The sequence below is a fragment of the Paenibacillus faecis genome, from assembly GCF_008084145.1.
Taxonomy (GTDB): domain Bacteria; phylum Bacillota; class Bacilli; order Paenibacillales; family Paenibacillaceae; genus Fontibacillus; species Fontibacillus faecis.
Map to the genome: position 1 here is coordinate 136,857 of NZ_VSDO01000003.1, position 24,796 is coordinate 161,652.

At 50.4% G+C, this 24,796-nt stretch carries 18 protein-coding genes; all 18 read right to left on the bottom strand.

The window, feature by feature from the left end:
• Window positions 1-125 precede the first annotated feature (125 nt).
• The 18 genes from FRY98_RS14170 to FRY98_RS14255 all read right to left on the bottom strand — a co-directional run bounded on the left by FRY98_RS14170 (window position 126) and on the right by FRY98_RS14255 (window position 24,517).
• Window positions 126-3,137: an S-layer homology domain-containing protein gene (locus FRY98_RS14170; RefSeq protein WP_148452956.1), complete on the bottom strand. Its 3,012-nt coding sequence runs from the start codon at window positions 3,135-3,137 to the stop codon at window positions 126-128.
• Window positions 3,138-3,648: 511 nt separating this feature from the next.
• Window positions 3,649-3,990, bottom strand: coding sequence for a hypothetical protein (locus tag FRY98_RS14175; protein WP_148452958.1), 342 nt, complete (start codon window positions 3,988-3,990; stop codon window positions 3,649-3,651).
• Between the two features lie 142 nt (window positions 3,991-4,132).
• The gene (locus FRY98_RS14180; RefSeq protein ID WP_148452961.1) at window positions 4,133-8,095 is read right to left on the bottom strand and encodes an S-layer homology domain-containing protein; all 3,963 of its coding nucleotides are present in this window, start codon (window positions 8,093-8,095) and stop codon (window positions 4,133-4,135) included.
• A gap of 205 nt (window positions 8,096-8,300) precedes the next feature.
• Complete coding sequence (locus FRY98_RS14185; RefSeq protein ID WP_249043417.1) at window positions 8,301-8,657, bottom strand: hypothetical protein; 357 nt, start codon at window positions 8,655-8,657, stop codon at window positions 8,301-8,303.
• Window positions 8,658-8,854: 197 nt separating this feature from the next.
• Window positions 8,855-9,976, bottom strand: a complete 1,122-nt coding sequence (locus FRY98_RS14190) for a glycosyltransferase family 4 protein (RefSeq protein ID WP_148452963.1) — start codon at window positions 9,974-9,976, stop codon at window positions 8,855-8,857.
• Window positions 9,977-10,087: 111 nt separating this feature from the next.
• Entirely contained in the window at window positions 10,088-10,858 is a 771-nt protein-coding gene (locus FRY98_RS14195) for a WecB/TagA/CpsF family glycosyltransferase (protein WP_249043418.1), read from the bottom strand.
• Between the two features lie 6 nt (window positions 10,859-10,864).
• On the bottom strand, window positions 10,865-12,040 hold the full coding sequence (csaB, locus tag FRY98_RS14200; RefSeq protein ID WP_148452965.1) for a polysaccharide pyruvyl transferase CsaB: 1,176 nt from the start codon (window positions 12,038-12,040) through the stop codon (window positions 10,865-10,867).
• Window positions 12,013-13,938, bottom strand: a complete 1,926-nt coding sequence (locus tag FRY98_RS14205) for a DUF5693 family protein (RefSeq protein WP_420819704.1) — start codon at window positions 13,936-13,938, stop codon at window positions 12,013-12,015. Before FRY98_RS14205 ends, csaB begins: the two co-directional genes overlap by 28 nt.
• 203 nt (window positions 13,939-14,141) lie before the next feature.
• Window positions 14,142-15,860, bottom strand: coding sequence for a phospho-sugar mutase (locus tag FRY98_RS14210; protein WP_148452967.1), 1,719 nt, complete (start codon window positions 15,858-15,860; stop codon window positions 14,142-14,144).
• 54 nt (window positions 15,861-15,914) lie between these two features.
• Window positions 15,915-16,337: a 3-hydroxyacyl-ACP dehydratase FabZ gene (gene fabZ / locus FRY98_RS14215; RefSeq protein WP_148452968.1), complete on the bottom strand. Its 423-nt coding sequence runs from the start codon at window positions 16,335-16,337 to the stop codon at window positions 15,915-15,917.
• A gap of 348 nt (window positions 16,338-16,685) precedes the next feature.
• Window positions 16,686-16,889, bottom strand: a complete 204-nt coding sequence (locus FRY98_RS14220) for a DNA-directed RNA polymerase subunit beta (protein WP_148452969.1) — start codon at window positions 16,887-16,889, stop codon at window positions 16,686-16,688.
• A 10-nt stretch (window positions 16,890-16,899) separates the two neighbouring features.
• Window positions 16,900-17,703 carry a flagellar hook-basal body protein gene (locus FRY98_RS14225; RefSeq protein ID WP_148452970.1) on the bottom strand — a complete coding sequence of 268 codons (804 nt, stop codon included), beginning with the start codon at window positions 17,701-17,703 and terminating at the stop codon, window positions 16,900-16,902.
• A gap of 27 nt (window positions 17,704-17,730) precedes the next feature.
• On the bottom strand, window positions 17,731-18,633 hold the full coding sequence (locus tag FRY98_RS14230; RefSeq protein WP_148452971.1) for a flagellar hook-basal body protein: 903 nt from the start codon (window positions 18,631-18,633) through the stop codon (window positions 17,731-17,733).
• A 110-nt stretch (window positions 18,634-18,743) separates the two neighbouring features.
• Entirely contained in the window at window positions 18,744-19,742 is a 999-nt protein-coding gene (gene mreB / locus FRY98_RS14235) for a rod shape-determining protein (protein WP_148454466.1), read from the bottom strand.
• A 218-nt stretch (window positions 19,743-19,960) separates the two neighbouring features.
• Complete coding sequence (gene spoIIID, locus FRY98_RS14240) at window positions 19,961-20,245, bottom strand: sporulation transcriptional regulator SpoIIID (RefSeq protein ID WP_114497259.1); 285 nt, start codon at window positions 20,243-20,245, stop codon at window positions 19,961-19,963.
• Between the two features lie 210 nt (window positions 20,246-20,455).
• Complete coding sequence (locus FRY98_RS14245; protein WP_148452972.1) at window positions 20,456-21,226, bottom strand: M23 family metallopeptidase; 771 nt, start codon at window positions 21,224-21,226, stop codon at window positions 20,456-20,458.
• Window positions 21,227-21,324: 98 nt separating this feature from the next.
• The gene (spoIID, locus tag FRY98_RS14250) at window positions 21,325-22,662 is read right to left on the bottom strand and encodes a stage II sporulation protein D (RefSeq protein WP_148452973.1); all 1,338 of its coding nucleotides are present in this window, start codon (window positions 22,660-22,662) and stop codon (window positions 21,325-21,327) included.
• A 664-nt stretch (window positions 22,663-23,326) separates the two neighbouring features.
• On the bottom strand, window positions 23,327-24,517 hold the full coding sequence (locus tag FRY98_RS14255; RefSeq protein ID WP_170287093.1) for an IS4 family transposase: 1,191 nt from the start codon (window positions 24,515-24,517) through the stop codon (window positions 23,327-23,329).
• Between the last annotated feature and the right edge of the window lie 279 nt (window positions 24,518-24,796).

Genomic DNA, 24,796 nt, shown 5'->3' on the forward strand with positions numbered 1-24,796 from the left:
CTATAGTATATACGCACAACCTTAAAAAAAGTTTAATAAAGTTTGAGAAAATGACTAAATTCTTTATTTTTATTTACAACAAAAAAAGCGAGCCCCAAAAGGGGCCGCTTTTATGTTGAAACAAATTACTTCTTGTTGTAGTACAAGGATGTGCTAAATTCCAAATCGTTTTCAAACTTATCTTGAATAGCGCCTTTACCACCGTCAAACTCAAGTTTCAATCTATTAAAGCTGAAGTCAGCAGATGGCAATGCAACTTGAATGCGAACAACATTGTTGGTATTGCCATAAGTTACGTTGGTAACAGTAAGTTCTTTATCATCTGCTTTAACTGTGAAGAGGTCATTTACAAATTCCGGTGTGAACTTACCGTCCTTCTTAATTACCAGTTCTTCTGTTGTTGCAACGTCAAGCAAGAGATAAGTTGCATCTGTTGCCGTTTGTACGGAGAAAGTATTGCTAGCTTCTTTTGGCTTCACTTTATCTTTCACAGTATAAGGTTTATCAGCATCAACTTTGTTTCCGTAAACATCGACAGCAGCGTTGCTGTTCGTAACTTCGAAAGTATACGGGCCAGCAGCCTTGAGTTCGTTCTTACCAGTGAATTTCAGGGTAAGAGTCTTTTTATCACTGCTGATACTGATATCATTAGCAGTCTTACCGTCTACACGGAAGTAGTTCTTATTATAGCTGTTAACCTTCGTGTTAAATTTAATTTTAACTTCTTCGGTCGAAACTACTTCGGAATCCTCGGTAACAATTCTGAGCAGATCTTTGGATTCCTTGATTGCGGTGGAAAGTACATAGCCGCCATTGGCGTTCTTGATGTAGTCTCCATCCTTATCGGCAATGTAAGCAACTTCGATTTCAAAGTTACTAGTCAAGTCGGCTGCTTTGCCCTTGAAGTCCTTGAATTTGTCAGCATACAAACGAACACTATCCGCATTGTAGATGTTGACTGTGCCATTGTAAACATATCTCTTCTTAGTTACAGTGTCATACAGCGTGTACTTGTTCTTATCACGTGCATCACCGTTACCGCTTGTAGCCAAGTCTTTGGAGAATTGCAGGTACAGATTATCCCCATCAACCCAAGCTTGCTCCAGCGCGGAATCGCTAGCTTTGGAAGTATTGAGTTCAATCGTTTGCGGCAACATTGTGTTCTTCACATAAGCAGTGTCACCGATACCGCGAACTTCCAGTTGATACTTGGTATCTTTCTCAAGATCTGGACCCAAGTTAACAACTACTTTGTTGTCTTCTGGCAAATCCGTAACGTCAACAGGCAAAGTTGGGTTTCCGTCTTTGTCAATAGTATCAATATCTTTAACTACCTTACCGTCGGCATCTTTCAGTACATAGTTATCCAAATCTTTAGCGTCGTCTTCGCGAACTTCTTCACTGAATGTCAGTGTAACTTTGTAGTCCCCGTCGATCTTCTCAAGTTCGGATTTGATTACTGTAGGACGGATAGTGTCAAGTGTTGGAGTTACTTTCGCATCGCGATCAGCTTTATTTTCGCTGTAGTCTCTTACGCCCTTCACATATACCGTGTTCTCGCCGTAGTTCATCGGGTCGTCAAGAGTAACTTTAATTTCGTTATCCTTGTATTCGATATTGGAAGCGTCGTTAGAAGAAGTATTAACATAAACAGAATCTACACTCTTAACTGTTTCGTTAAATTTGATTGTCAGTTCCTTCAAGTCGTTTGTTTCAACGGAAACAATTTCAGGAGCTTTCGTATCTTCTACAACTTCGAAGCTGTGCTCAACCGGTGCAACCTTCAGACCCGAGAAATCAGCCACATCGCTGATAGCTACTTTATGAGTGCCCACGGAAAGGTTGGCATTCATGATTACGGTATCCGGATAAATGTAGTCCACAGATCCGCCTACAGTTCCTCCATCGATATCGTAGTTGCTGGAAATAGTAGCTTGGTCTTGTTTGATTGGCTCGCTAAATTTAACTTTGAACGCTTTAGTACCCAAGCCAACAACTTCTTTAACCGTCGGAGCTGCTACGTCAGCAGGAGTGAATTTGATTTTGGTATTAAATGTAACAGTACCATCCTCATTTTTCACATTGTTGATTTCGAGCTCGGTTTCTTGTTTGTTATCCAGGTCGCCGCCATTTTCTGTCAACAACAGTGTAACTGATGTTTTATCTTCGGACAATTTAGCGGAATCGATGGTTACGTCGTCGATCTTGTAGTTAGTTTTTGTTTCTGCAGAAGCTTTATCTACAGTACCATCGAATTTAACAACAACTTGTTTCAGGTTGTCGGAAGTAACGCTGCTTACCTTTTGAGCAACAGTTGTTTTGTAAGTCACCTTGTGAGTGTACTCATGGCCATTGTGAGTGAATTTCACTTCAGTCTCTTTGTTCGGCTCAAGAGCTTTCTCCAAAGTTACTTTTACAGTTTCGTCGTTGGAAAGTTTGAATTCTACAACTTTACCAGCTTCGGATACTGTGTAAGAAGAAACTGTTGGGATTTGTCTAGCTTGGTAGATTGCATAAGCTGCAACTACAGCTTGGGAACGAGTAGCGTTAGCTTGGTAGTTGATACCTGCAGGCAGGTAGCCTTTTTCTACAGCAGCTGCTACATAACCTTTAGCCCACGAGTCAGCAGTGTTGTTAGCGTCGGAAGGAACTTCCAGTTTCAGGGCAGTTACCAGAACTTTTGCAAGTTCTTGTACAGTTACGTTACCAGTAGGATCGAACAATTTCGCAGTTGCGTCCTTACCGTTCATGATGCCGGCTTGTGTAGCGGCTTCGATGAAAGGAGCAGCCCAGTGGTTAGCTGTGTAGTTCTTATCTTTGTAAGAAGCAACGCCAGTTACTGGTTGCAAGTCGATTGCTTTAACGATGATTTTAGCCAATTCCGCTCTGGTCAAAGCTTTCCCCAGGCTGGAGCTGCCATCAGGCAAACCAGTCATAACACCGGCTTCTTTCAATGCACTAAACTTTTGCTCGTCAGACAGATTAGCATCTGCACCGAATGCTACGGTAGCAAACATAGAGAATGCCATTGCTGTAGACAAAGCTACGGATAAAATTTTCTTCATAACCTTTTTTTCTCCTCCTTGATTAACTATCGCATGAGAATTTTCTTTAAATGAATAGCTCGTGTTACTCATTAGCCATTGCACCCCCTTTCCAGAGCCTGAGCAGATTTCCTATAAATTAGGTCTGCGATCAACTCGCAGAAACTTGTAAACATAACCATACAAAATAGAATGTAGAAATAGACTAGTTTCCTAATCCTACCTAAACATTATACAATGAGTCCCTAGTGCCGTAAAGCTAAATTTTCTAATAGATAGACAAGTTTCCCCAAAAGGAACAGGTTGGAATGTCTAAATAGGTCATCATTGTCAATGCTCTACATCTTAAACGCACGGGGTTTCAAAAAGTTGCGGTGTTTCGAAAAAAAATTGCAGGATTGTTACCTTTGCTAAGGTTCCCCTCTGTTTCATCTTTTTTCTTGTCCTTCCGCCTTACGGAAATTAGTATAACATCCTTGAATATCCCAGTCATCAAGCAACATTTACCATAACCAATACCCATAATTTATGAGACAAAAACGCAAATAAGACGTCCAAAATGGACGTCTTATTGAATTCTAACAAGGAGACCCTTTCAAGCGCATTATCTTACACGCATAGCCAACTGGATAATACGTGTACGCATAGCCGGATCCGTATTCAGTTTTGCATACATATCGTCGATTGCCTGCTTGTTGTCTTTATACGTCTTCTCATGCTTCATGGTCATGTGCGACCATTCGATGAGTTCATCTTCCGCTGCCCGCAAATCATTAAAGGCATCGTGGAAACCGGTCTCAATGACAAGCTGCTCCATAACCTCTTGGGTTACCTCCTGCAGCTTAGCCGTCTCCTCAATTTTCTTCTCCAATACCTTGGATCTATCCTCAAACTTTCTCTTCGCTTTCGAGTAGCCCAGCTGCGGTTTCGATAAAATCGGTTTCATCTGAATTAGTTCACCCTTTTGCAAAAATATCGATTACTCTGACTATTGTATCTTAATCTCCAACAAATTACAAAATGATGTAATTGGAAAAAAGAAACCTGTCTATGTGATATTCCCATAGACAGGTTCTCAGCTTCGTGGTTTAGCTTAAGTTTTTAGGGAAAATCTTCGTGCTCTTCTTGAGCAGCTCTACCGCAATTTTGCCGGCTTCCGCCCGCGTCATGCTATTCTTCGGATTGAAGTTAATAGAAGCTTTCTTGCTGCCCGGAGTCGTTACGCTCTGTCCATCCATAATTTTGGCTTTATATACAGCTTGGACAGCCGGACGCGCATAGCGGTCAATTTTGCCCGCATCCATGAACTGTTTAGACAGCGCGGCATTCAGCTTATCATCATTTGTGGCCAGCTTCAGCTTGAGCGCACGGGCCACCATCAGAGCAGCCTGTTCTCTCGAGACCGGCTCCTCCACGCCGAAGTAACCTTCGGAGATCCCTGTAATGATCCCCGCTCTGGAAGCCGTCTCAATATACTTGAACTCCCAAGTATCGGTTTTTGCACCCGGCACCACGTCAAAATAAGTTTGTACCTTATTATCATAGTTCAAAGGAATATTCAAACCTTTAACCAGCAGCGTCGCAAATTCCCCGCGTGTAGTCAAGTCATCGGCGCCGAAGGCATTCGCTTGTACGTTCGACATAATTCCTTTGGAATACAAGGCATTCAGAATATTACGTCCCCATGGATGGCTCGTGATATCGCTGAAACCGCGGCTTTGCTTCATGACCATATAATATCCGAAGTCATCGAAAGGAACGGTAACTGTATTGTTCTTGGTATCTACCGCACCGCCAAGGTTTTCCCACTCCGAGTTTTCGTTAAAGCGGAAAACCGTAACGGTTGTTCCCGCTTCATCCACCACGTTTTTGTCAAACTGCAATTTCAATGTTCCCCGTTGCGAAGGAACCAGCTTTCTTTCCGGCTCGCGAATCATAACATCCCGGAAGTTTTGGTTAGTCGAGTATTGCGGCAAGATGGAATATGGCGGCAAGCCGTTGGTTGCCGGTTTATACGTATCCCCACTGCCGGTTTCTCCGATCCCGCCATGAATCCAGTAAACGTTCGAGACACGGGTGAAGTTGCTTGTTTTTGCCGTCGAGTTGAAGAATTCCACCAAGTCTTCCGGCAAAGTAAGCGTTGCTTGTCCGCTTGGCGTTCTTGCGTCTTTATCGATGTTAAAAATATTGCCATAGTCGTTACGGCGTTCCACGATGCCTGTCTTAGGATCGGCAATCCCGAACAGCAGCTTGTTGTCCGGATAAAACTTCGTAACGGAACCCTCAGGCACATTTGCGGTTTTCAAAACCGTACCTTTAGGGAACGACAGCTCAAGCGCCTTATTAAACGCACTATACTTGGTTGCCGGCTTGTCAGTCATATACTGCGTATCCACGGCAATGGCGCTGGTGTAGTATACTTCGATCGTCTCATTGAGCGTTTCTTGACCGCGGACAATTTGAATCTTGATCTTCGTCGATTTGTCCGGTTTCAATCCAACATAATCGTAGATAAACCGTGCCGGTGCGTTATCCGGCAAATCCGTCCGTTTGATGGCTTCGCCTTTATCGATAATAACCTTAGTCGCACCTTCGGCTTCAATATCGAAGCGGACAAAGTTTTTGTTTACGATGATCTGGTCCCCAACCGTAGGAACGGGAGACAAAATACGATACGGCGCCAACACTCGGGTGACTTCCAGTCGCTGCGAAGTACGCGCCCCTGTGGTGTTAATCAACTCGAGGTTGTAAACCTGGCTTCCCAGAGTATCCAGTGAAATATCTTTGATGCGCAATACAAACTTACCGTTATATACGGCCAGGTCATATTGCAAGGTCGGCTGTCCACTGCGGACAATAGAGCCGGTGACAAGTTGTGTGCTAGTCATAGTTGTATTAGTCAGAATGGTATCCAGCCCGGTTCCGTCCGTCTGGGAGGAGAACACACTTTCAGTACCGCGCAGCAAATTGATAATTTTGGCACCCGACCCTTGAATGATCAGATCATATTTTTGCGCGCTCGTCTCATATTTATCGCCCGTTAATTTAAATTCGGGAGAACCAGCCAAAATACTATTTAACTGAGTGTTCGCACCACTGGTGTCCGTTAAATCCAAACCAACAAAGTTTACGGACGGATCAAAAACTTTCGGACGGAACACCGTAATATTCGACACGTTTGTATCTTGAATGTAAATTCTCAGCTCTTTAACAATCTTTCTGGAGTTCCCTTTTCCATCCATCGAAACGCCTACAAACTTAATGCGGTTTTCCCCATAATAAAGAGGTCCGCTGATATCAATGGGAAGTGAAAAATTGAATGTAGGGCTATTTACCGTTGGGTTAAACGTAATCGGTGTGGCCAACTTGTCATTTGAAATCCCGTTCACAAAAAACTGAGGACTAGACAAGTTTTCAAAGTCACGATATTCCCCGGAAATTTCCAAACTAAGGTTTAAATTACTCGAGTCTTTCGTAATTACTTGGCCATCGTAAAGGCCCTCAACATAAATGTAGTTCTTCGTAGCGTAAGAAATCGTTGCTGTCTTCGACGCGTTTGAGTTGCCGATCGAAAATTTCACTTGCTGTTTACCGCTAGAGAAACCAGACACCTTGAAAACTTGCTGATTTCCTGAACCCCCAGCAGGTGTCAAGGTTGGACCTGTATCTCCCTTCGGCATGTATACGGCCTTCAAGTCCGATGCGTTGAAGCTTTGATCAGCCGCAACCAAAATATAAAAATTATCTTTGTCCGCTTCCGTCCCGTCCAAGTCCGGCAAAGTGGTGATATCCGCCGGCGGGGTGGAATTATCCTTCATATACTTCAAATGGGTGATGGAAGCCTCACCAGGCAAGTACTTAAAGTTAATATTTGCAAATGTCGTGTACACATTGTCATATTGCAGATTTAAGCTAAATTTTTGATCCCCGTTAGAGAACGTAATCGGAACTTCAATATCCACGATTCTATAAGCTCTCGTCGTACCGTCCGGAGCCGGAACTTCCGTTTCATTGGTAACGGTAAACGTCGTTACTGGAGTAGCGGTAGGATTGTTCCCATCCGTCAACGTAACGGCACCTTTTCCAGTCCCTTGCGGACCGAAAGGGTTGCCCGTGTCGTTCAGGAGTACCGAGAATTTAATAGTCCCTGTGGACGTAGCCGGCGGGGTCTTGCTGTCCGTAACTACAGCCACTTTATTATTTACGTCGTAGCTTTGCCCGTTATAATCCAATACGATTCTATCGAACGGTTTGTTTTTATCAAAATAATAAATCGAACGATCAATAGTAACGGAATCCGCACCGCTTTTAATCGTAATTTCAATTTTGTTCCGGCCCGGGCTCAGGTTCAGCGACGGCGAGAAAAACTTGCCGGTTTGGGTTAAAGTCGTAACAAGTCCGGTTCCACCGTTAACTTTAACCGTTACTTCGGTGGCGTTCTTTACTTCCCCGGAAATCGAGACGTTGTCCCGGTCGGAGACGACTTCTGCCCCTTCGTTCAAATAAATCGTGCCATAGCTGGATCCAAGCAGCTTCAGGTCTTGAACATATGGCACTTGGTCAAACAAAATATAGAAGGTGTCTTCACGCGTGATGCCGTTCTGGGAACCGGAGAGCGTGATCTTGTTATAGCCTGCAAACAAGGAAAGTTTAGAGACTTTAAACTTTTGCGAATAATCCGTGGAAGTCGTGTCTCGGGAAATACTTCCGTTTTTAAATTGCGAACTGTCGGTTTCCCATTTCTTGGTTTGGGAATTCAACGTCAATCGCTCTACTTTTACTCTCAGTGACTCTTCTGTAACGTGGGAATAGGTCCCCGTAAAGTCTACTGTAGGGCTCGTAGTGATATACATCTTAGAACGGTCTTTTCCGATCTGGTCAGGCGTATCTTCCAAAGTCAAAAACGCAGTGTTTCTAAGCGTGACATCGTCCGGAAGAAAATAGTTCGCAGCCGCAGCGGCGCTCGCCTTTTGAACTATGCCCGGCGGGAATAGGGTGACGATCAAAGCTGCCAGAACGAACCATACGAAAGGCTTTTTGATGCGTTGCATGATTTTATCTCTCCTTTGTGAATATGTCGTGATTTCCGCTGGATACTTACCGGAAACCGTCCAAAAAGTCGTATAGGTTTGTTATCGGACAGCGGGTGCCATTATTTTAGGAAAATAGGTAAATTATACTTAAATTGATTGTTAAAAAATAAAAAGACCCACCCAGCGTTAGCCGGAGGGCCTACTATAGAATGCCTATGAGGAGTTACTTCGCGAGCTTAATCTCCCGGATATCCGCCTCATGCTCAAGCGAACGGATCGATAGCTTCTCTAAAATCTTCTCGTGACGCTCCTGTCCTTCTTTAAGGGACGACAGTCCTCCATGGAGCTTGTGAACGTCCATGCTGAGCGCGTCAAGCTTCGCGTCGGTCTCATCCTGTCTGTCGCGAATTGCTCTGACGATGGCGTTGGTTTCACCAAGCTGCGTCTGCATAAGCTCCTGGGTTTCTTTTAATGACACGACATCCTTCTTCATTGTCTGCATGTCTGAATTCATCGTCTGCACGTTTGTTTCAATCTGATCCAGCTTCTGCAAAATCTGATGGAGTAGTTGCTCGCTCATCCGAATTACTCCCTTCAAAAAATAAACTCGTCCCATGTATTATACCCTTTTCACGGGCATAGCCGCTAGTCCGTTCGATACTTTCCCGAGAAGCATCCGCGAAAGCTAAAACCCCGCCGCTCAACCGAGCTGACGGGGCTTGTCCCTAGCCAAACGTATAATGCATATTATAGCAATTTCCACAAACGGCAAGGCAACTACTTCGAACCGCGCTCGGCGCCGGCCTTCATCCGGAGTCGGGCAAAAAAGTTCAGCAGCGGCCGCTTGGTCTTGCCGATCAGACCGATCACCTCGGCGCCGATTTGCAGGAAGAACACCATCACGCAAATGACGACGAAAGTAACCCAGTTGGCGTTATACATCGCCGCCGACGATTGAATCACCGCTAACACGCCGAAAAACGCCGCGATCCCGTAAATGATCAGCACCGTCTGGCGGTGGCTGAATCCGATTTCGCGCAAACAATGGTGCAAATGCCCTTTGTCCGGCGAGAAGATCGGCTTCTTCTGCATCCAGCGGCGCACGATGGCGAACAGCGTGTCCGACAACGGCACACCGATCAGAATCAGCGGTGTCAGGAAGGACACAATCGCGACCTGCTTGAAGCCAAGCAGCGACAAGAGCGCCAAACTGAAGCCGAGGAAAAGCGCCCCGGAATCGCCCATGAATATTTTAGCCGGGTGAAAGTTGAAATACAGGAAACCGATAATGCTGCCGAGTAACAGAAGGCACAGCAAGGCCACAACGAAATTGCCCATCAAAAAGGCCATTACCGTAATCGTCCCGATCGCGATCGCGGATACCCCTGCGGCCAATCCGTCCAAACCGTCGATCAGATTGATCGCGTTGGTCACGCCGACAATCCACAGGATCGTGAACGGGATCGCAATCCAGCTTTCCACCGAAGCATACGTATGAAATGGAATATTGGCAAATTCAATTCGAATGTCAAAACCGAAAACAACGACGCAAGCCGTGGCGATTTGAACGAGAAACTTCAGCTTGGCCGGCAAATCAAACCGGTCGTCGAACGCCCCAAGCAAAATCGTCATCGTCCCGCCCACGAGGAACGCCTTGATAAAGTTCACTTCGCGTACCGAAATACTATCCGGAAGAAACGGAAGAACCAGGAAGAACGTAAGCACAAAAGATAAGAAAATCGCTAATCCACCGAGTCTCGGCATAATTGTTGTGTGCACTTTGCGGGCATTCGGCACATCCACGGCGCCTACCTTAATCGCAAACTTCTTGACGAGCGGCGTCAGTCCCAATGCCAGCACCAGCGAGACGATAAACCCGATGGTATAAATCATCCACATGTGTATTTCAACCCCCATTTGTTCTGCCGGAATGAATTATACTCCGTTTCGGGAGAAACACAAACCCCGTTTTTGCGCAATTATACGCTGTTTTGGGTGAAATTCAGTCATTTAGCCCATTTTCGTCAGGTTTTCTCCCGCACGCAGCACGCGAACCACGAATTTCGGCAGCGCAAGCATTCTCCGGAAGCGGGTCGGCTCCGACAGCAGGCGGTACAGCCACTCCAGCCGCATTTTCTGGAACGCGACCGGGGCCCGCTTCGTCTTGCCTGAAATAATATCCAGGCTTCCACCGACCCCCATCATAACCGGTACACCCAAGGTTTGTTTGTATTTTCCGATCCAGGGCTCCTGGGTATCGGCCCCGCGGGCGACAAACAGCAGATCGGGCGAGGCCGCCTTAATCGCTGCGACGACCTCAAGATCTTGATCCGGCTTGAAATACCCGTCGCGATATCCGACAATTTCCGTGCCCGGATATTGCAATGTTAACCGCCGGGCCGCTTCCTGAATCACTTCCGGGGTTGAACCGAGCAGGTAGACTTTCCAATGACGGCTCTGTCCTTCCCGCATCAATTCATGCAGCAGGTCAAACCCCGCAACCCGCTCCGTTACCGGCTCGCCGCCCTTCTGGGCGGCCCAAACGAGCCCGGTTCCGTCCGGTACGACCAGTTCGGCCTCCTGCATGATTTTTTTGTATGCGGGATCTTCCATCGCCGCCATCAGCATGATCGGGTTGGCCGTAATCACCTGATGCGGCTTGCGCGAACGGACCGCTTCAATCAGGTAACGGACCGTATCCTGCATGCCCCATTTGCACACGGATACGCCAAAGACGGATACCGTGGGAATAGCCTGATCCTGTTTTTGTTGCGTCTCCACACTAGCTCACCCTTTGCTTCCTAAAAATTCTACGATGCGCCGCGCTGGGGTGCGGGCCTCGCGCTTCAGCTCCGAAATTTTCGGAGCGTGCGCCGTGCGCCAGACATCGCCTTCCAACAGCAGGCGCTCGGCTTGCGAGGCGACGATCCGGGGATCGAGCTCCTCCGTGGTGCCGACCGGCACACTGCCGAGACGGCCCAGGAAGTGGTCGATCTTCGGATCGTACGAAACGCCGAGCAGCGGCACTTCCTGCGAAGCCGCATAAATGAGGCTGTGCAGCCTCATTCCGATCAGCAGGCGGCAGCGGCTCACCTCGCGGAGCATCTCGTACGGATGCTCCGTCTCCGCCGCAATACTGACGGTGCTCCCGTGTTCCGCCACATTTCCCAGGCGCTCCATGACGAAGCGCGAAGCTTCGTCATCGCCGGGGACATGAAACGGCAGGAACCGGATATGCACCGGCTTGCGGCGGCAAAGCGAGGCGAGGCCTTCGGCCAGCTTCGCCAACTCGGTCCGCTCGGAGTTCCAGAAGCGGACCGACACCCCGACCACCGGCAGCTCCTCCCCGCCGGACTCGCCGCCGTTCGGCGACTCGGCGTCGGCAGCCGCACCGCCGATGATAGCGCGCGCGGCCCCCGCCTCCGGCAGGGCCATGCCCATGACCGGGTCCGGAACGACCTGGACGGCCTCCTTCCGGATTCCCATGCTGCGAAGCAGCTCGGCCGATTCGATATCCCGGACCGAAATATATTCACAGCGGCGGAATACCGAAGCGATCGCCGGCCGGAACAGCTTGCGGCGCACCGGACCGATGCCCTGGGCATAAACGAAGGTCGGTTTGCCCAGCCACTGGGCGATCTTGAGTATTCCCAGATAATAAGGGATCGAGCCAAGCCCGGTCGCGTCCTGCAGCAGGCTCCCTCCGCCGCTGATCAGCCCGTCGCTGTTCTTAATAGCGTTCCTTACCTCTGCCAGTTTCATCCGGTGAACAGCCCGGACCCCGTAAGTCCGGGACGTCCATTCGGGATCGATCGACAACACCACCGGCGTAACGGATATTCCCGCGGTAAGGCTCTCTTCCTCCAGCGCGGACAGAATCGACTGAAGCACGGCCTCGTCCCCGCTGTTGCGGTATCCGTAATAACCGGAAAGGACTATGGTTTGAGAAGACGCGGCGACCATTTATCCCAGCACCTTTCGATAATATGCCAGATCAGAATGGCAATCAGACCGACAAGAAGTCCGAGTCCAAGTCCGAGCAGCCCGCGGATCAACGACAGAACCGCCGGAGTATGAATATGCGCGAACGTATCCACCATGGATAACTGTCCCATAACCGCGACAATCATCGCGTAAATCGCCCAACGGTAACGGAAGGCGGCGAAGACCCCGGCAAGGAATAGCGGATGCGCGAGCAAGAACTCCTTGTTGCGCGGACGAACGCCAAACGTGTTTTCCAGGAAGGAGCGGAACTGCGCTTCTCCCGGCAGCAGCGTTCCGGCGTTTCCGGTACGCGACATATAATAGTACGCAACGACGGCAAGCACACCCGCCGCAACCACCCACACCAACGTAATCGGCATACGCATCCAATTGCGAAGTTCCTGCCAAACCGAGCTTCCCTGGTAAAGGAAAACATACACGGCCACCAACAAAATCGGAGCCAGATGCAGCAAACTTACGCCGCGGAATTGGTCAAGCACCAGACTATATGTGATATTGTTCAGCAGTGCAATCACGAACGGGACCGCCGCCAGCGAAATAACCGCCGTTTTGACGTAAAGAACAACCGCGTGGGTCAACCGGCGTCCGGCCGTGAGGCTCGGATGGGCTTCCCGGATGTCCTTCACCTTTCGAATCGCAAGAATGGTCGCGATCGTTGGCGCGCTGATGGCCACGAACAAAGCGAGCACTTTTTCCAGCAAAGAAGGCTGCAATACGTAAAGCCCCGCCGAGCCGATGAGCCCGAGCACGAACGTCAAAAGCGTCAGCGGTGCGATAAAGTAAGAAATCAACAGAGCGATAAAGGCCACTCCGCCCAAAACGACGATGGCTTTCAAATATTTTTGCCAGGAGGCGTCATGAATTTTGAAAGCCTCCGCCTGCCCTATCTCGAAGCCGTTTTGCTGCATGCGTGCAATGGCCCCCTCCGGCCCCTTAAGCGAGTCCACCAAGTTATTGATCGGATTGGTTATGGCCGCTTTGGTGGCGTCCTTGGACGGCGATGCGTTCAAATAAATCATCCGGATATTCCGGTCTTTGGTAGCCAGGGCGAACCGATCGGCCAGCACGGCCTTGTCCTGGCTAGCCTCCGTATCCGCCAGGGAATGCAGGCGGACAACGTTGTAGTCCGTCAAATAGGCCAACTGATTCAACCCTTTTTGCGGGGCTTTCAAGTTTTCGATGGCCGCAAGGCCAATCCCGTGCTTCTTGAGCAGCTCCGCAAAAGATTTAAGGCTGTTCTTCTCGGCGTTTTCCTGAAATCCTTTAACCGCTTCCCCGTCGAACAGAATCCGCTTGACCCCGGTCTCGGCATAGAACGCCAATTGCTGGTCCACCAATTCCTGATCGTAAGGAACATTGTCGGAAAGCCGAGGCAGAATATTGAAACCTTTCTCCCGCAGCATCTCATAGGCGAACGGATCGAGCGGCAATTGTTTCAATACCGCTTCTTCCACACCCATGTGAAGAACAAGCCCCTCATGATCCTCATATTTCCATGGAGCCACGGAAACACCCTGCTTCTCGAAAGTTTCAAGGATCATCGGCCGAAGAATTTCCTCGTTCTCTGGGCTGGTGAAAACGACATACGTATAATTGCTGTCCGGAGAAACGACCGTCCGCGTCAGCCTTGCCGCCTCCGCCGCGCCAAACACCATGATCCGGCGCGTCTTCGACAATTCGTCGAGCGTGCTTTCGAACATCGCCATCGTATTGACGCCGGCCTCTTTCAGCTTGTCCAGCTGTTCATCCAGGTAAGCTGCCGGATTGGCCTGATACGAGGCAATATCCAACAACCCTCTGTAATTAAATACGATTTCCACTTTATTCGCCGACGACTCCGTTTGCACACGCTGCATAATTACGGGCAAAGACGCCACGATGCCGACAATGACCAAGATCCATAACCATTTGCGGGAAGCGTCATTCCACCGCTGCCAACTTCGAATCACAAGGGTACCTCCTCAAAAGTAAAAAAATCACGGCACGGCCGCCCCGCTGAACAAGCAAATTTTGCGGGGCGGCACCGGTTCGCCGTTAAATCTGTATCTGCTTCCGCCTTTTAAGCGTCTACGCGGGCGAGCACATGCTCCTCCAAATGTGAAAGGCGGGCCTTGGCATCTTCATTCGACGTGCCGCGGACGGCAAAGTAGAATTTGATTTTCGGCTCCGTTCCCGACGGACGGAGGCAGAACCACGAACCGTCCTCCAGCAGGAACTTCAGGACGTTCTCTTTCGGGAGTCCCTCGATTCCCTTCAGGTAATCCCGCATTTCCGCAACCCGGATTCCCGCTACATCTTGCGGCGGGTTGGCGCGGAAGTCCTCCATCAATGCCGTGATTTTGGCTAACCCGTCTTTGCCTTTCAATGTGCGGGAAGCGAGGGATTCACGGTAGTAGCCGAATTGCCGGTACAATTCCTCCAGAACGTCGATCAGCGTCTTGCCCTGCCGCTTGTAATAGGCCGCAGCCTCGCAAATCAAGGTAGAGGCAACAATCGCGTCCTTATCGCGGGCATAATTGCCGGCCAGATAACCATAGCTTTCCTCATAACCGAACAAATACGTATGCTGACCGGTTTGATCGAATTCGTTCATTTTTTCCCCGATATATTTGAAACCGGTAAGCGTATTGAAGACGGAGGCCCCGTAATGACGCGCGATCTCCGCTCCGAATTCACTGGTAACAATCGTTTTAACGACCGCCCCGTTCGACGGTAACGCGCCTCTCTCCTTCATCTGGCTGAGCACGTAATGAACGAGCAGCGAGCCCGACTGGTTGCCGGTCAGAATTTCATATTCGCCGTCCTTCGTCCGGACCACCGCGCCCATCCGGTCCGCGTCGGGATCCGTACCGATCAGGATGTCCGCGCCGATTTTTTTGCCCAGCTCGATGGCCATCGTAAACGCTTCGCGCTCCTCCGGATTCGGGGATTTCACGGTCGAAAAGTCACCATCCGGCTGCTCTTGCTCGTTAACGACGTGCACCTGCGTGAAGCCGATTTTCTCCAGCGCGCGGCGTACCGGCATATTCCCCGTGCCGTGCAATGGGGTGAACACGACGACGAGATCCTTGGCCGCACCCGCCGCCATCAATTCCCGGTTTACGCTCGTATTCGCCACCGTCTCCACAAAAGCTTCGTCTTCCGCTTCCCCAAGCCAGATCAGAAGCTCTTTGGCTTCCGCTTCCTCGCGGCTCAAACGCTTGACTTCTTTCAACGAACTCAAGGCTTGAATGTTTCCGATCACCCGCTCGGCCTCATGAGGGACCAATTGTCCGCCGGAAGCGTTATAGACCTTATAGCCGTTATATTCCGGAGGGTTATGGCTCGCCGTAATGACGATCCCGCCCGTAGCTTTCAAACTGCGCACGGAAAAAGACAGCTGCGGCGTCGGCCGAAGCGATGGGAACAGCTTGGCGACAATGCCGTTGCCGGCCAAAACCAGCGCGGCCTCCAACGCGAATTCGGGTGAGAAGTGGCGGCAATCATGGGCAATGACCACGGAAGGCCGCCCTTCTTTGCCGGCATGCTCCTCCAGGATATATTGAGCGAAGCCTTGAGTAGCCCGGGCCACGGTGTAGCGGTTCATCCGGTTGCTTCCGGCTCCGATCACACCGCGCAAACCGCCGGTTCCGAATTCCAGATCGCGGTAGAAGCGGTCTTCCAACTCCGCGGGGTTGCTCTCCAAGGAACGGAGCTCTTGTTTGGTCGTCTCATCAATGGATGGATCGTTTAGCCAGCTATCCAATTTCTCTTTAATCGTCACACTCAACTCAGTCATGGTTTCAAAAAGGCCTCCTTACTGGTATCTCAAATCATGGACTCCAAATCCCATTTAGGATAACGCAAACATAATTTCGCCCTCTGCGACAATTTTATCATCGACCTTGGCGACCGCATGCCCCTTGCCGATGGAGCCCTTCATTCGGGTAATCTCCACTTCGAGCCGGAGCGTGTCGCCCGGATAAACCTGTCCGCGGAAGCGGAAACCATCCAGACCGGCCAAAAAACCGATTTTCCCCTTATTGCTCTCCACGTTCAAGATCGCCGCCGCCCCCACCTGGGCCAGGGCCTCCGTAATCAGTACGCCGGGCATCACGGGAAAACCGGGAAAATGCCCGGCAAAGAACGGTTCATTGACCGTCACGTTCTTGATCCCTACCGCTCTTTTGCCTTCCTCCATCTCAATAATCCGGTCCACCAAAAGAAACGGCGGTCGATGAGGGATGATTTCCTGAATTTGATTAGTATCGAGCATTATGTAATACCTACCCCTTTCCATATCCTTCGTTGGTTTGTTTTCGTTTCCGGCCGGTTGGCCTCGCTCATTTTCCGTATAAAAGACACGATGCGCGGCTACACTGATAGTATCCTCCGCATCTGCAGAAGCGGAGGTTAAGATAAGGGGCTTATCCGCAGACGGTTTACCCGCGTGCGGATCAAGCCCTTTTGATGTTCGAGCCTCGCACATTCCTCCATCATTATACATTTTATGACCCAAAAAAGAAAACTCCCGCCCCCGGGAGTTTCATCCAATCCATGCATTCAGTTTCTTCTATTATAAAAAGCCGAAATTCATTAATACCCTTGTTCATGGGAAGGCCAATCAGGGTGCGAAGACCAGGTCGAATACATGCCTCCATGTATTCCACTGCAAAATCCCCGAAATGTCTTGCTTTCCCAATACGACATAACCGACCGCGGCGCCTCCGATCAGAGCGACGATCAAAAACAAAAGAATCAGAAAGATCCGCAAGACGGTGATCCACCCGCTGCGTTTTACCGCTGACGGGGTATTCTCCTGGGTCATGATGCTCCACCTACCCGCGCAAGTTATTCGCCAAGCCCATCATCGTTTCGCTGGAAGTCAGTGCCCGGGCGGCGAGCTGATAAGCGCGCTGCACTTGCATCATCTCGGCCATTTCATCTGCCATATTTACGTTGGAGCTTTCCAATGCACCCTGGCGAAGCGATGCCTGGTTCGTCGTGTCTTCAAGCACATTGTCCTCAATGGCACCCGCAGCTAAGGCGTATAAGTTGCCGTCGACCGATTCTAGGGCATCCGGCCGAAGCGGCGTCTTTAATTGAAAGCGCCCGAGCGCGGTCGCTCCCGCCTCGGTCACCGCGCTGATGTTGCCCCGAGGATCCACCTGCAGTTTGGCACCGGAAGGCACCGCGATGCGGTCCCCGCCCGCATTTAATACATAGTGGCCCTGCTTGGTTACCAGATAACTGGACTCCGGATCATTCGGGTCCGGCTGGATGCTGAAATCTCCCCCGCGGGTATAGGCCTTGCCTTCAGGCGTCAGTACCGCAAACAAAGCGTTACCTTCAATGGCGAAATCCGTCGGATTGTCGGTCTCTTTGATCGACCCTTGGGCAAAATTGCTGGTGATCGAGGTCACTCGAGATCCGAAGCCCATATCAAATCCAAGAGGCGTGGCTCTCCCGGGTAAGTCCATCTTGGAAATCTGTTGCTTCACCCGGGTCAGCGTATCTTCAAAAGATGCTTCCTGACGTTTGTAACCGGTGTTGTCCAGGTTGGCGATATTGTTCGAAATCACGTCCAGACGCTTCTGGATTCCGTTCATTGAAACCATCGCGCTGATCATGGAGTTGTTCATGAGGCACCTCCTTGGTTAAAGCCAGATTTAGACGCGTCCGATTTCATTAACGGCCTTCTCCAAGCTTTTATCGTAAAATTGAATAACTTTTTGGTTCGATTCGTAAGCGCGCTGCGCCGCAAGCAGATCCACCATCGCCTGAGCCGTATCGATATTGGAGCCCTCCAGGTATCCTTGCCGAACTTGCACACCTTCCAGCCCTTGCTGCGGAAGCGGCTGAATGTCCGCGGCTTCCGGATCCTTGGCACGGAATACACCGTTGCCGTCGCGCACCAGTTCCTGCGGCCGATTGACTACAGAAACTCCGAGCGTTGCGACATCGACTCTAGTCCCTGTATCGTCATAAGTGAACAGGTTCCCCTGCGCATCGGACTGCATATATTCCAATGACTGACCTTGAGCGAGCACGATCGGGTTGCCCTGGTTGTTAAGCACGCGCTGACCTGTCGAGGTCCGCAGTTCACCGTTGGCGGTTACGGTAAAATTCCCGTCCCGGGTGTAGCGAACTTCATCATTATTGTCCATGACCGCAAAGAAGGCTTCAGGACGATAGATGACTTCGCCGTCTTCACTGACGTATTTCCCCGAAGCATCGAAAGGAATCGGCTGCCCCGTCGCCGGGTCGTTCAGGCTGAGGCTGGTCATCAGCGCGAAGTTCGAGGCTTTGCCCGTTTCGCGCAAGTCCCCCTGCACAAAAGAGGACATGCTCTCCTCCGCAAAAACGCCCGTCGTCAATTTACCGATACGCTTGGCGTATCCGGACTGCTTGTCGCCCATCAGCGAGACCAGCATATCCGGAAAAGAGCGGTTTATCGAATTCACTTGCTTGTAACCCGGGGTGTTGATATTTGCGATATTCTGCGTCACCGTATCATGCCGCCGCTGCTCCGTAATCATCCCGGATGCCGCGGTGTAAAGCCCTCTTAACATGGACAAACCTCCAAACTAAGTTGCCGGTGAATGTTCCGGACCGGATTGATTCATACTATTTATGTCAATCGCGACTCGCGATTGTATTCCTATATCTTTATATCGGCGGATTAGAACTTTTTCTTAACGACCCGGTCCAAATTATCCAGCATGATGCCGGTTCCTTTAACAACACAGTGCATCGGATCTTCAGCAATCAAAACCGGAACGTGAAGCTCCTCGGCCAGCAGCTCGTCCAACCCGTTCAGCAGAGCGCCCCCGCCCGTCAAAATGACCCCGCGGTCGATGATGTCGGCCGACAGTTCCGGCGGAGTGCGCTCCAGCACCGATTTCGCAGCGGTGACGATCGAGGATACCGGATCGGCCAAAGCTTCTTGAATTTCGGCGGACGTTACGGTAATCGTAAGCGGAAGCCCGGATACCATATCCCTTCCGCGGATATCCATTTCCGCCACACGTCCGGTAGGATGGACGGTTCCGATCGCGATTTTGATATCTTCCGCGGTGCGCTCCCCGATCAACAGCTTGTACTTCGTTTTAATATATTTAATGATGGCGCCATCAAACTTGTCCCCGGCGATTTTGATGGACGAAGCCGTGACGATGTCTCCCATCGAAAGCACCGCCACATCCGTCGTCCCTCCGCCGATGTCGACAACCATGTTGCCGCTCGGTTCGAAAATGTCCATTCCCGCGCCAATCGCCGCGGCTTTCGGTTCTTCTTCCATAAAAACCTCTTTGGCCCCGCTGTGTTCCGCCGCTTCGCGAATCGACTTCTGCTCGACGGACGTAATGTTCGTCGGCGCACAAATCAGAATGCGCGGATGGCTGTACCAGCTCCGGCCTCCAACACGGTCAATGAAATGCTTGAGCATCGTTTCCGTAATTTCAAAATCGGCAATGACGCCGTCCCGCAAAGGACGGATCGCGATGATATTTCCCGGTGTACGGCCGACCATCTTTCGTGCTTCTTCACCGACAGCCAACACGCGTTTTGCGTCACTATCGATCGCCACCACGGACGGCTCGTCGAGAACGACTCCCTTTCCCTTGACATGAATCAGCACATTGGCTGTGCCCAAATCAATACCAATATCCTTGCTCATCATCACGATGCTCCCCCAAAACGTATTTTCATGACTTAGTATATGGTAAAAGCTTCCCCGAATCACGGAGCCGATATTCGACAAATACGTCGCGAAAAACTGCAAAACTCGGGATTATTGGATAAAAATCCTCATTCTCATACCATATTTAAAAATACCATACTTTGGGGGAGGTGTTCAATCACAATCCTTGCTTGCCGGGTAAATAATCTATTTACCCTCTAACGGGCCGAGCTAATCACTTCCCGCTTCGATTGGCCTTTTTTCTTATACTTGATTTTCGTCGCCTCGCCTCCCCGAAGATGTCTGATCGACTTATGATATTCGAGAATGTGCTTGACCTGGTCCGCCAAATCCGGATTGATCTCCGGCAAACGCTCGGTTAAGTCTTTATGCACCGTGCTTTTCGATACGCCGAATTCCTTGGCAATGGTCCGAACCGTGTGCCGAGTTTCCACAATGCAGCGACCGATTTTTATCGTCCGTTCCTTGATGTAATCGTGCACGCTCCCGCCTCCCTACTCGAGATAGTTTGGTACATTATATGAGGGGCGTGCCTATATATTCTTTGTTTCCAAGCCTGACAAGCCCGGGCGCGGCCAATTATTTTAACCGAGGTTTGTCCGGAGCCGCCGATCACGGGGAGAAAACGGCCGTGGGCATCACAAAAAAACGGGAAGCCCGAAGGGCTTCCCGTTTTGCGGTTGAATAGCGTATTATTGATTTTTCGGAAGCACTTGGACCGGGTTAACCAGTTCCCCGTTTTCATAAACGGCAAAGTGAACATGGATGCCAAGATCTTTTTCCATCTCGTTCCGGCCGGCCATGGCGATGACATCGCCTTGTTTTACTTCGGCGTTCAGCTTCACTTTCACGTCGGCCAAGCTCTCATACACGGTTTTGAGATTGTTGGCGTGTGTGATTTCGACAACGAAGCCGAGCAGCGGAACCTCTTCCACCCGGGTCACTTTTCCGCCCATCGCGGCGGTAACCTCAAAGGATTGTTTGTCCTCACGAGCCAAATCGATTCCGGTGTTGGCGATAAACGTGTCGTTGTACTGAACCAGCGCAGCTTCGTGATCCTTGGCACTCGCCTCATTGTCGTAAAACGGTCTGACGACGGCCACTTCCGACGCTTTCGCCACCGGCCAAACCAAATCTTCGGCGACCGCTGTCGTTTCGGCCGCTTTCTCATTTCCGGCCTTCGTCTCTTGCGCGGTTTTATCCCCACTCGGCAGGTCCTGGCCGTCCGGCGACTCCACGGAATCCGTCACGCTGGCAGGTGTGGAATCCATCGGCTTCTGGCTGGCATCTTGGTAGACCCACACTAAGGTTAGTATAATTGCCGCTGCTGCCATGTACACCGCCGGGTAAACCCATCTCTTGGACAATAGTTTCTTCCATGCGGATACCGGTACGACCGGCTCTCCCATTGCAATTTTAGGAGATTCCTCATGGGGTTTGTTTTTGTTGTTCTGTTCATTCATTTGCTCATCACCTCAGTAACCAGTGTTACCGCGGCCCGAGCTTTTATACTTCGCTTTATATCAATTTTTAAAAATTTTCAAGAGTCGTGAACTCCCAACTATTTCAACAGATCGACGGTCTCCTCGAAAGAAATTCCGGTATAGTAGTGTTTGAGAATCTCAGCCGCGGTATATCCGTGTTGGGCCATCGCGTTCGCCCCCCATTGGCTCATGCCGACGCCATGTCCATACCCGTAGGTTGTAATCTTCACGTTGTTGCCGTCCACGTCCAGCCTGAACTGGCTTGAGCGCAGCCCCAGCTTCTCCCGCACCTCTCTCCCGGTATATGTTTTGCTCCCTATCTGTATTTCCTTAACGCGCCGGCCCGAAGTATAAGAAAGGATCCGAAAGAGTCGTTCGGGGTACGCCGTTTTCTTCGTTAAACCCCCGGAGACGGGGGTAGCCGGAACGCTTTGGCCCAACTTGACCAGTACCTCGCTGACGGGTAGCGTAACGGTTACTTCATGTTTGGGGTTTACCCCGGCCTCCCAGGGACTGGCGACACTGCGCAGGTAAGGCACTTTAAGCGACCAGTACTCCTCCGAATTTTCCGTGTAACCCCCGCTCGCCGAAAAAAAAGCGGCCGTGATCGGTCGTCCCTGATACGTCATTACGATTCCGCGGGTTTCCTGAACCGCCCGTTCCAGCTTGGACAACTGCTCCGTTTTCCCGTCCCGCTTCCAATTCTCCAGCGTCTTCCGGGACAGGTACGCCTGATGGTCCACCGTGTCCTTGACGTCCGCCTTGCCGCCGGGAATGCCGCTTGTATCCCGGGCGGCCAGCCGGCGGACGATAAAGGTGCGGGCCGCGACCGCCTGCGCTTTGAGCGCTTCCAGCTCAAAGTCCGACGGCATCTCGGCCGCCAGCACGCCGGTCACGTACTGTTCGAGCGGCAGGGTTTCCACGGACTGGTCGCGCGTGAGGTAGACGCGCACCAAGGTCCGATCCTCGGCGGGCGTGCCCTCCGCCGGGGCAAGCCGCTCCGCGCCCGCGCCGCCTGCGGCCGCGGGCGTCCGGGCCTGCGGCGGCTGCGCGGCCGCAGGCGGGTGCGGCGCCGGCGGCGGGCCCGTGCGGCCGGCCAGCAGCGCCGGCAGCAGCACCGCGAGCGCGGCCAGCGCCACCAGCGCCGCAAGCCCGGCGGCGAGCGTCCCGCCCTTCCTTCCGCTCCTGCGGAAGGAAGGGCGCAGCGGCGCGCCGGGCGCAAGGCGCACCCGCAGCGGAGGTTTCCCCGCTGCGGGGCCTGTGCTTGTCGGCCCGTGTGTTCCTTCACGGGCCTCCCCCCTTTCCTGCTCCGCCTCCTTCTTCAAGGCGCTCGGTTCATCCAGCTTCACCTTAATTTTATTTTTTTCATAGATCCATTGTTCTCGAGGTTGGCTCGGGTTCCCTTGCTCCTTCATCTCGTTCTCATCCCCTCCGGATTCCTGCTGCAGCCTCGCTGCGGGCCCAACCGCACCGCTTCCATCGAAGCTTGCCTTTGCTGCAACCTAGCTTTTTGGTTGGTACTATTGAATCCCCGATATACTTATAGATATGAGTTTTAACGGATTGCTAGAACTTATTCCGAGAGGGATATAGAAGAAGACATAAGGAGGGAATCCGTGCTTCAATGCTTACTTGTGCCGCCTATTTACGACTTCCCGCCTCAGCGTAGCGGAGCTCAATCCGACGGTGACCGGAATTTTTCCAGCCGCTCGCTGCCATAACGGCCTTTTGGGCCGTTATTTAGACCCGATTCGGCTCCACGGGCATAATAGCGGTCAAAAAGCACTGACGTTGCATTAAAACTAACATGGTGCTGTTTATCCGCAATCTTCCTTATCGCCTGATATATTAGCGGCCTTTTGGGCCGTTATTTCGCCCCGATTTGCGTTTTCGGGAAAAATAGCGGCCAAAAAGCACTAGCGTTGCATTAAGTAATTTGATTATGAATAATTCCCCTAAATTTACTTTGAATCAATATTTTTACATTATGTTTTTCTTGGTTAAACAAAAAAAGCTAAGGGGGAAATAGGCCTACGCATTATCCTTTTTTTGAAAATTACTATTCCTGTTCATTTGTCATTAGCGTATGATCAGTCTCGGCTCCACTGACTTCTTTGCTTTTTCTGGTGGCCTGCCATTTCGCTTGGTTCGCCCCTTCGAGGTTCGTGTTGGCTTGCGGTAGAGGGCTTTCATCAGATCTTCCCACGGCTTTTCCGCATAGATACGAATCAGTTGAAGAAGATCCCACATCGATTTTTTACAGTCCAGGGTCAACTTGACGAGCAAGCATAAAGCATAGGCGATTAAAGCGATATACATTTGGTTCCAGATGACTTCTGGCGTATATCCATGTGGTTTAACTAATCGAATATGCTGTTTGACCCACTTAAAAAACAACTCGATGTGCCAACGATTTCGGTAAATCTCAGCGATTTGGTGTGCAGACAAGTCAAAACGGTTCGTTACAAGGCGATAAGTACGCTTCTGGTCATCATAAAACTCAATTAGGCGAAAAACCCCAGGCAAGCCCGGAAGCTTCACATCGGCATCACGGATGAAACCCTTCTGTCTTTTGGGCAGTTCCCTTTCCCGGATGATCGTTAGCCGGCTATTTTCCTTGACGCGACATACAAATTTGATCTTGTCCTCTAGCCATTGTTGAAAATGCTCGTACACTTGGTAACCACGATCCATCACATAAGTCGCGTCTTTGTCGACCGTGAATTCAAGAGCCACTTCATGGTCCGCGATATCCTTGGTGGAGGCGATGATTTTACCCGGATACATGGTTTTGGAGTCCACCACGACCAAGGAGGTGTGCATCTTCGCGCCGTGATTGGTTTCTGAACAGTAGCACCATTTTGCGAGAATAGGTGGCAGAGTAACTCCCGTCGAATCTAAGAGATTTAGTTTACCAATACCCGGAGTAATTCCCTTCAAGTTCTTCGTTTGCTGCTTGATTCGTTCCATGATCGAGAAAAAGAGCGTTTGAAGATTTGCCATAGGCAGTTGCTTCATTTTTCGTGATAACTGGGCAGCACTGATACTTTCGAGTTGAAGGAATTTCTGAAAATCGCGATTGGCGGCTAAATGCTCTGCTATCACTTTATAGGAACCGCGCTGGTGCAACTGAGCCTCAATAAACAGAAGAGTCGCAGAACCGACAAACAATTTCCGGGCACGATAATCCAAAGATGTATTACGAGAAGGGTCCACATTTAATAACTTTAGACATTGACAAATGACAGTTTGATTAGGTACGTTATCCATAGTCATCTCCTTATTGTTGAGGCGTTTTTATGGATAACGCGAGGGTAACTCAACAATAGGAGATGTCTTCTTTTTTGTCTGCGAAATTTAATGCAACGCTAGTGGCCAAAAAGGTCCTTATTTCACTGATGCTGGTCCAAAAATCAAGTTTCGGTCCGCTTTTCCCCAAAATAAGGCCCCAAAAGACCGCTATTTCTCACCGAGGGGACAAATTCGACAAAATAGGGCCCCAAATGGCCCTTATCCTCCCGTCAGGCTTCAAAAAGGGAGACAATTACG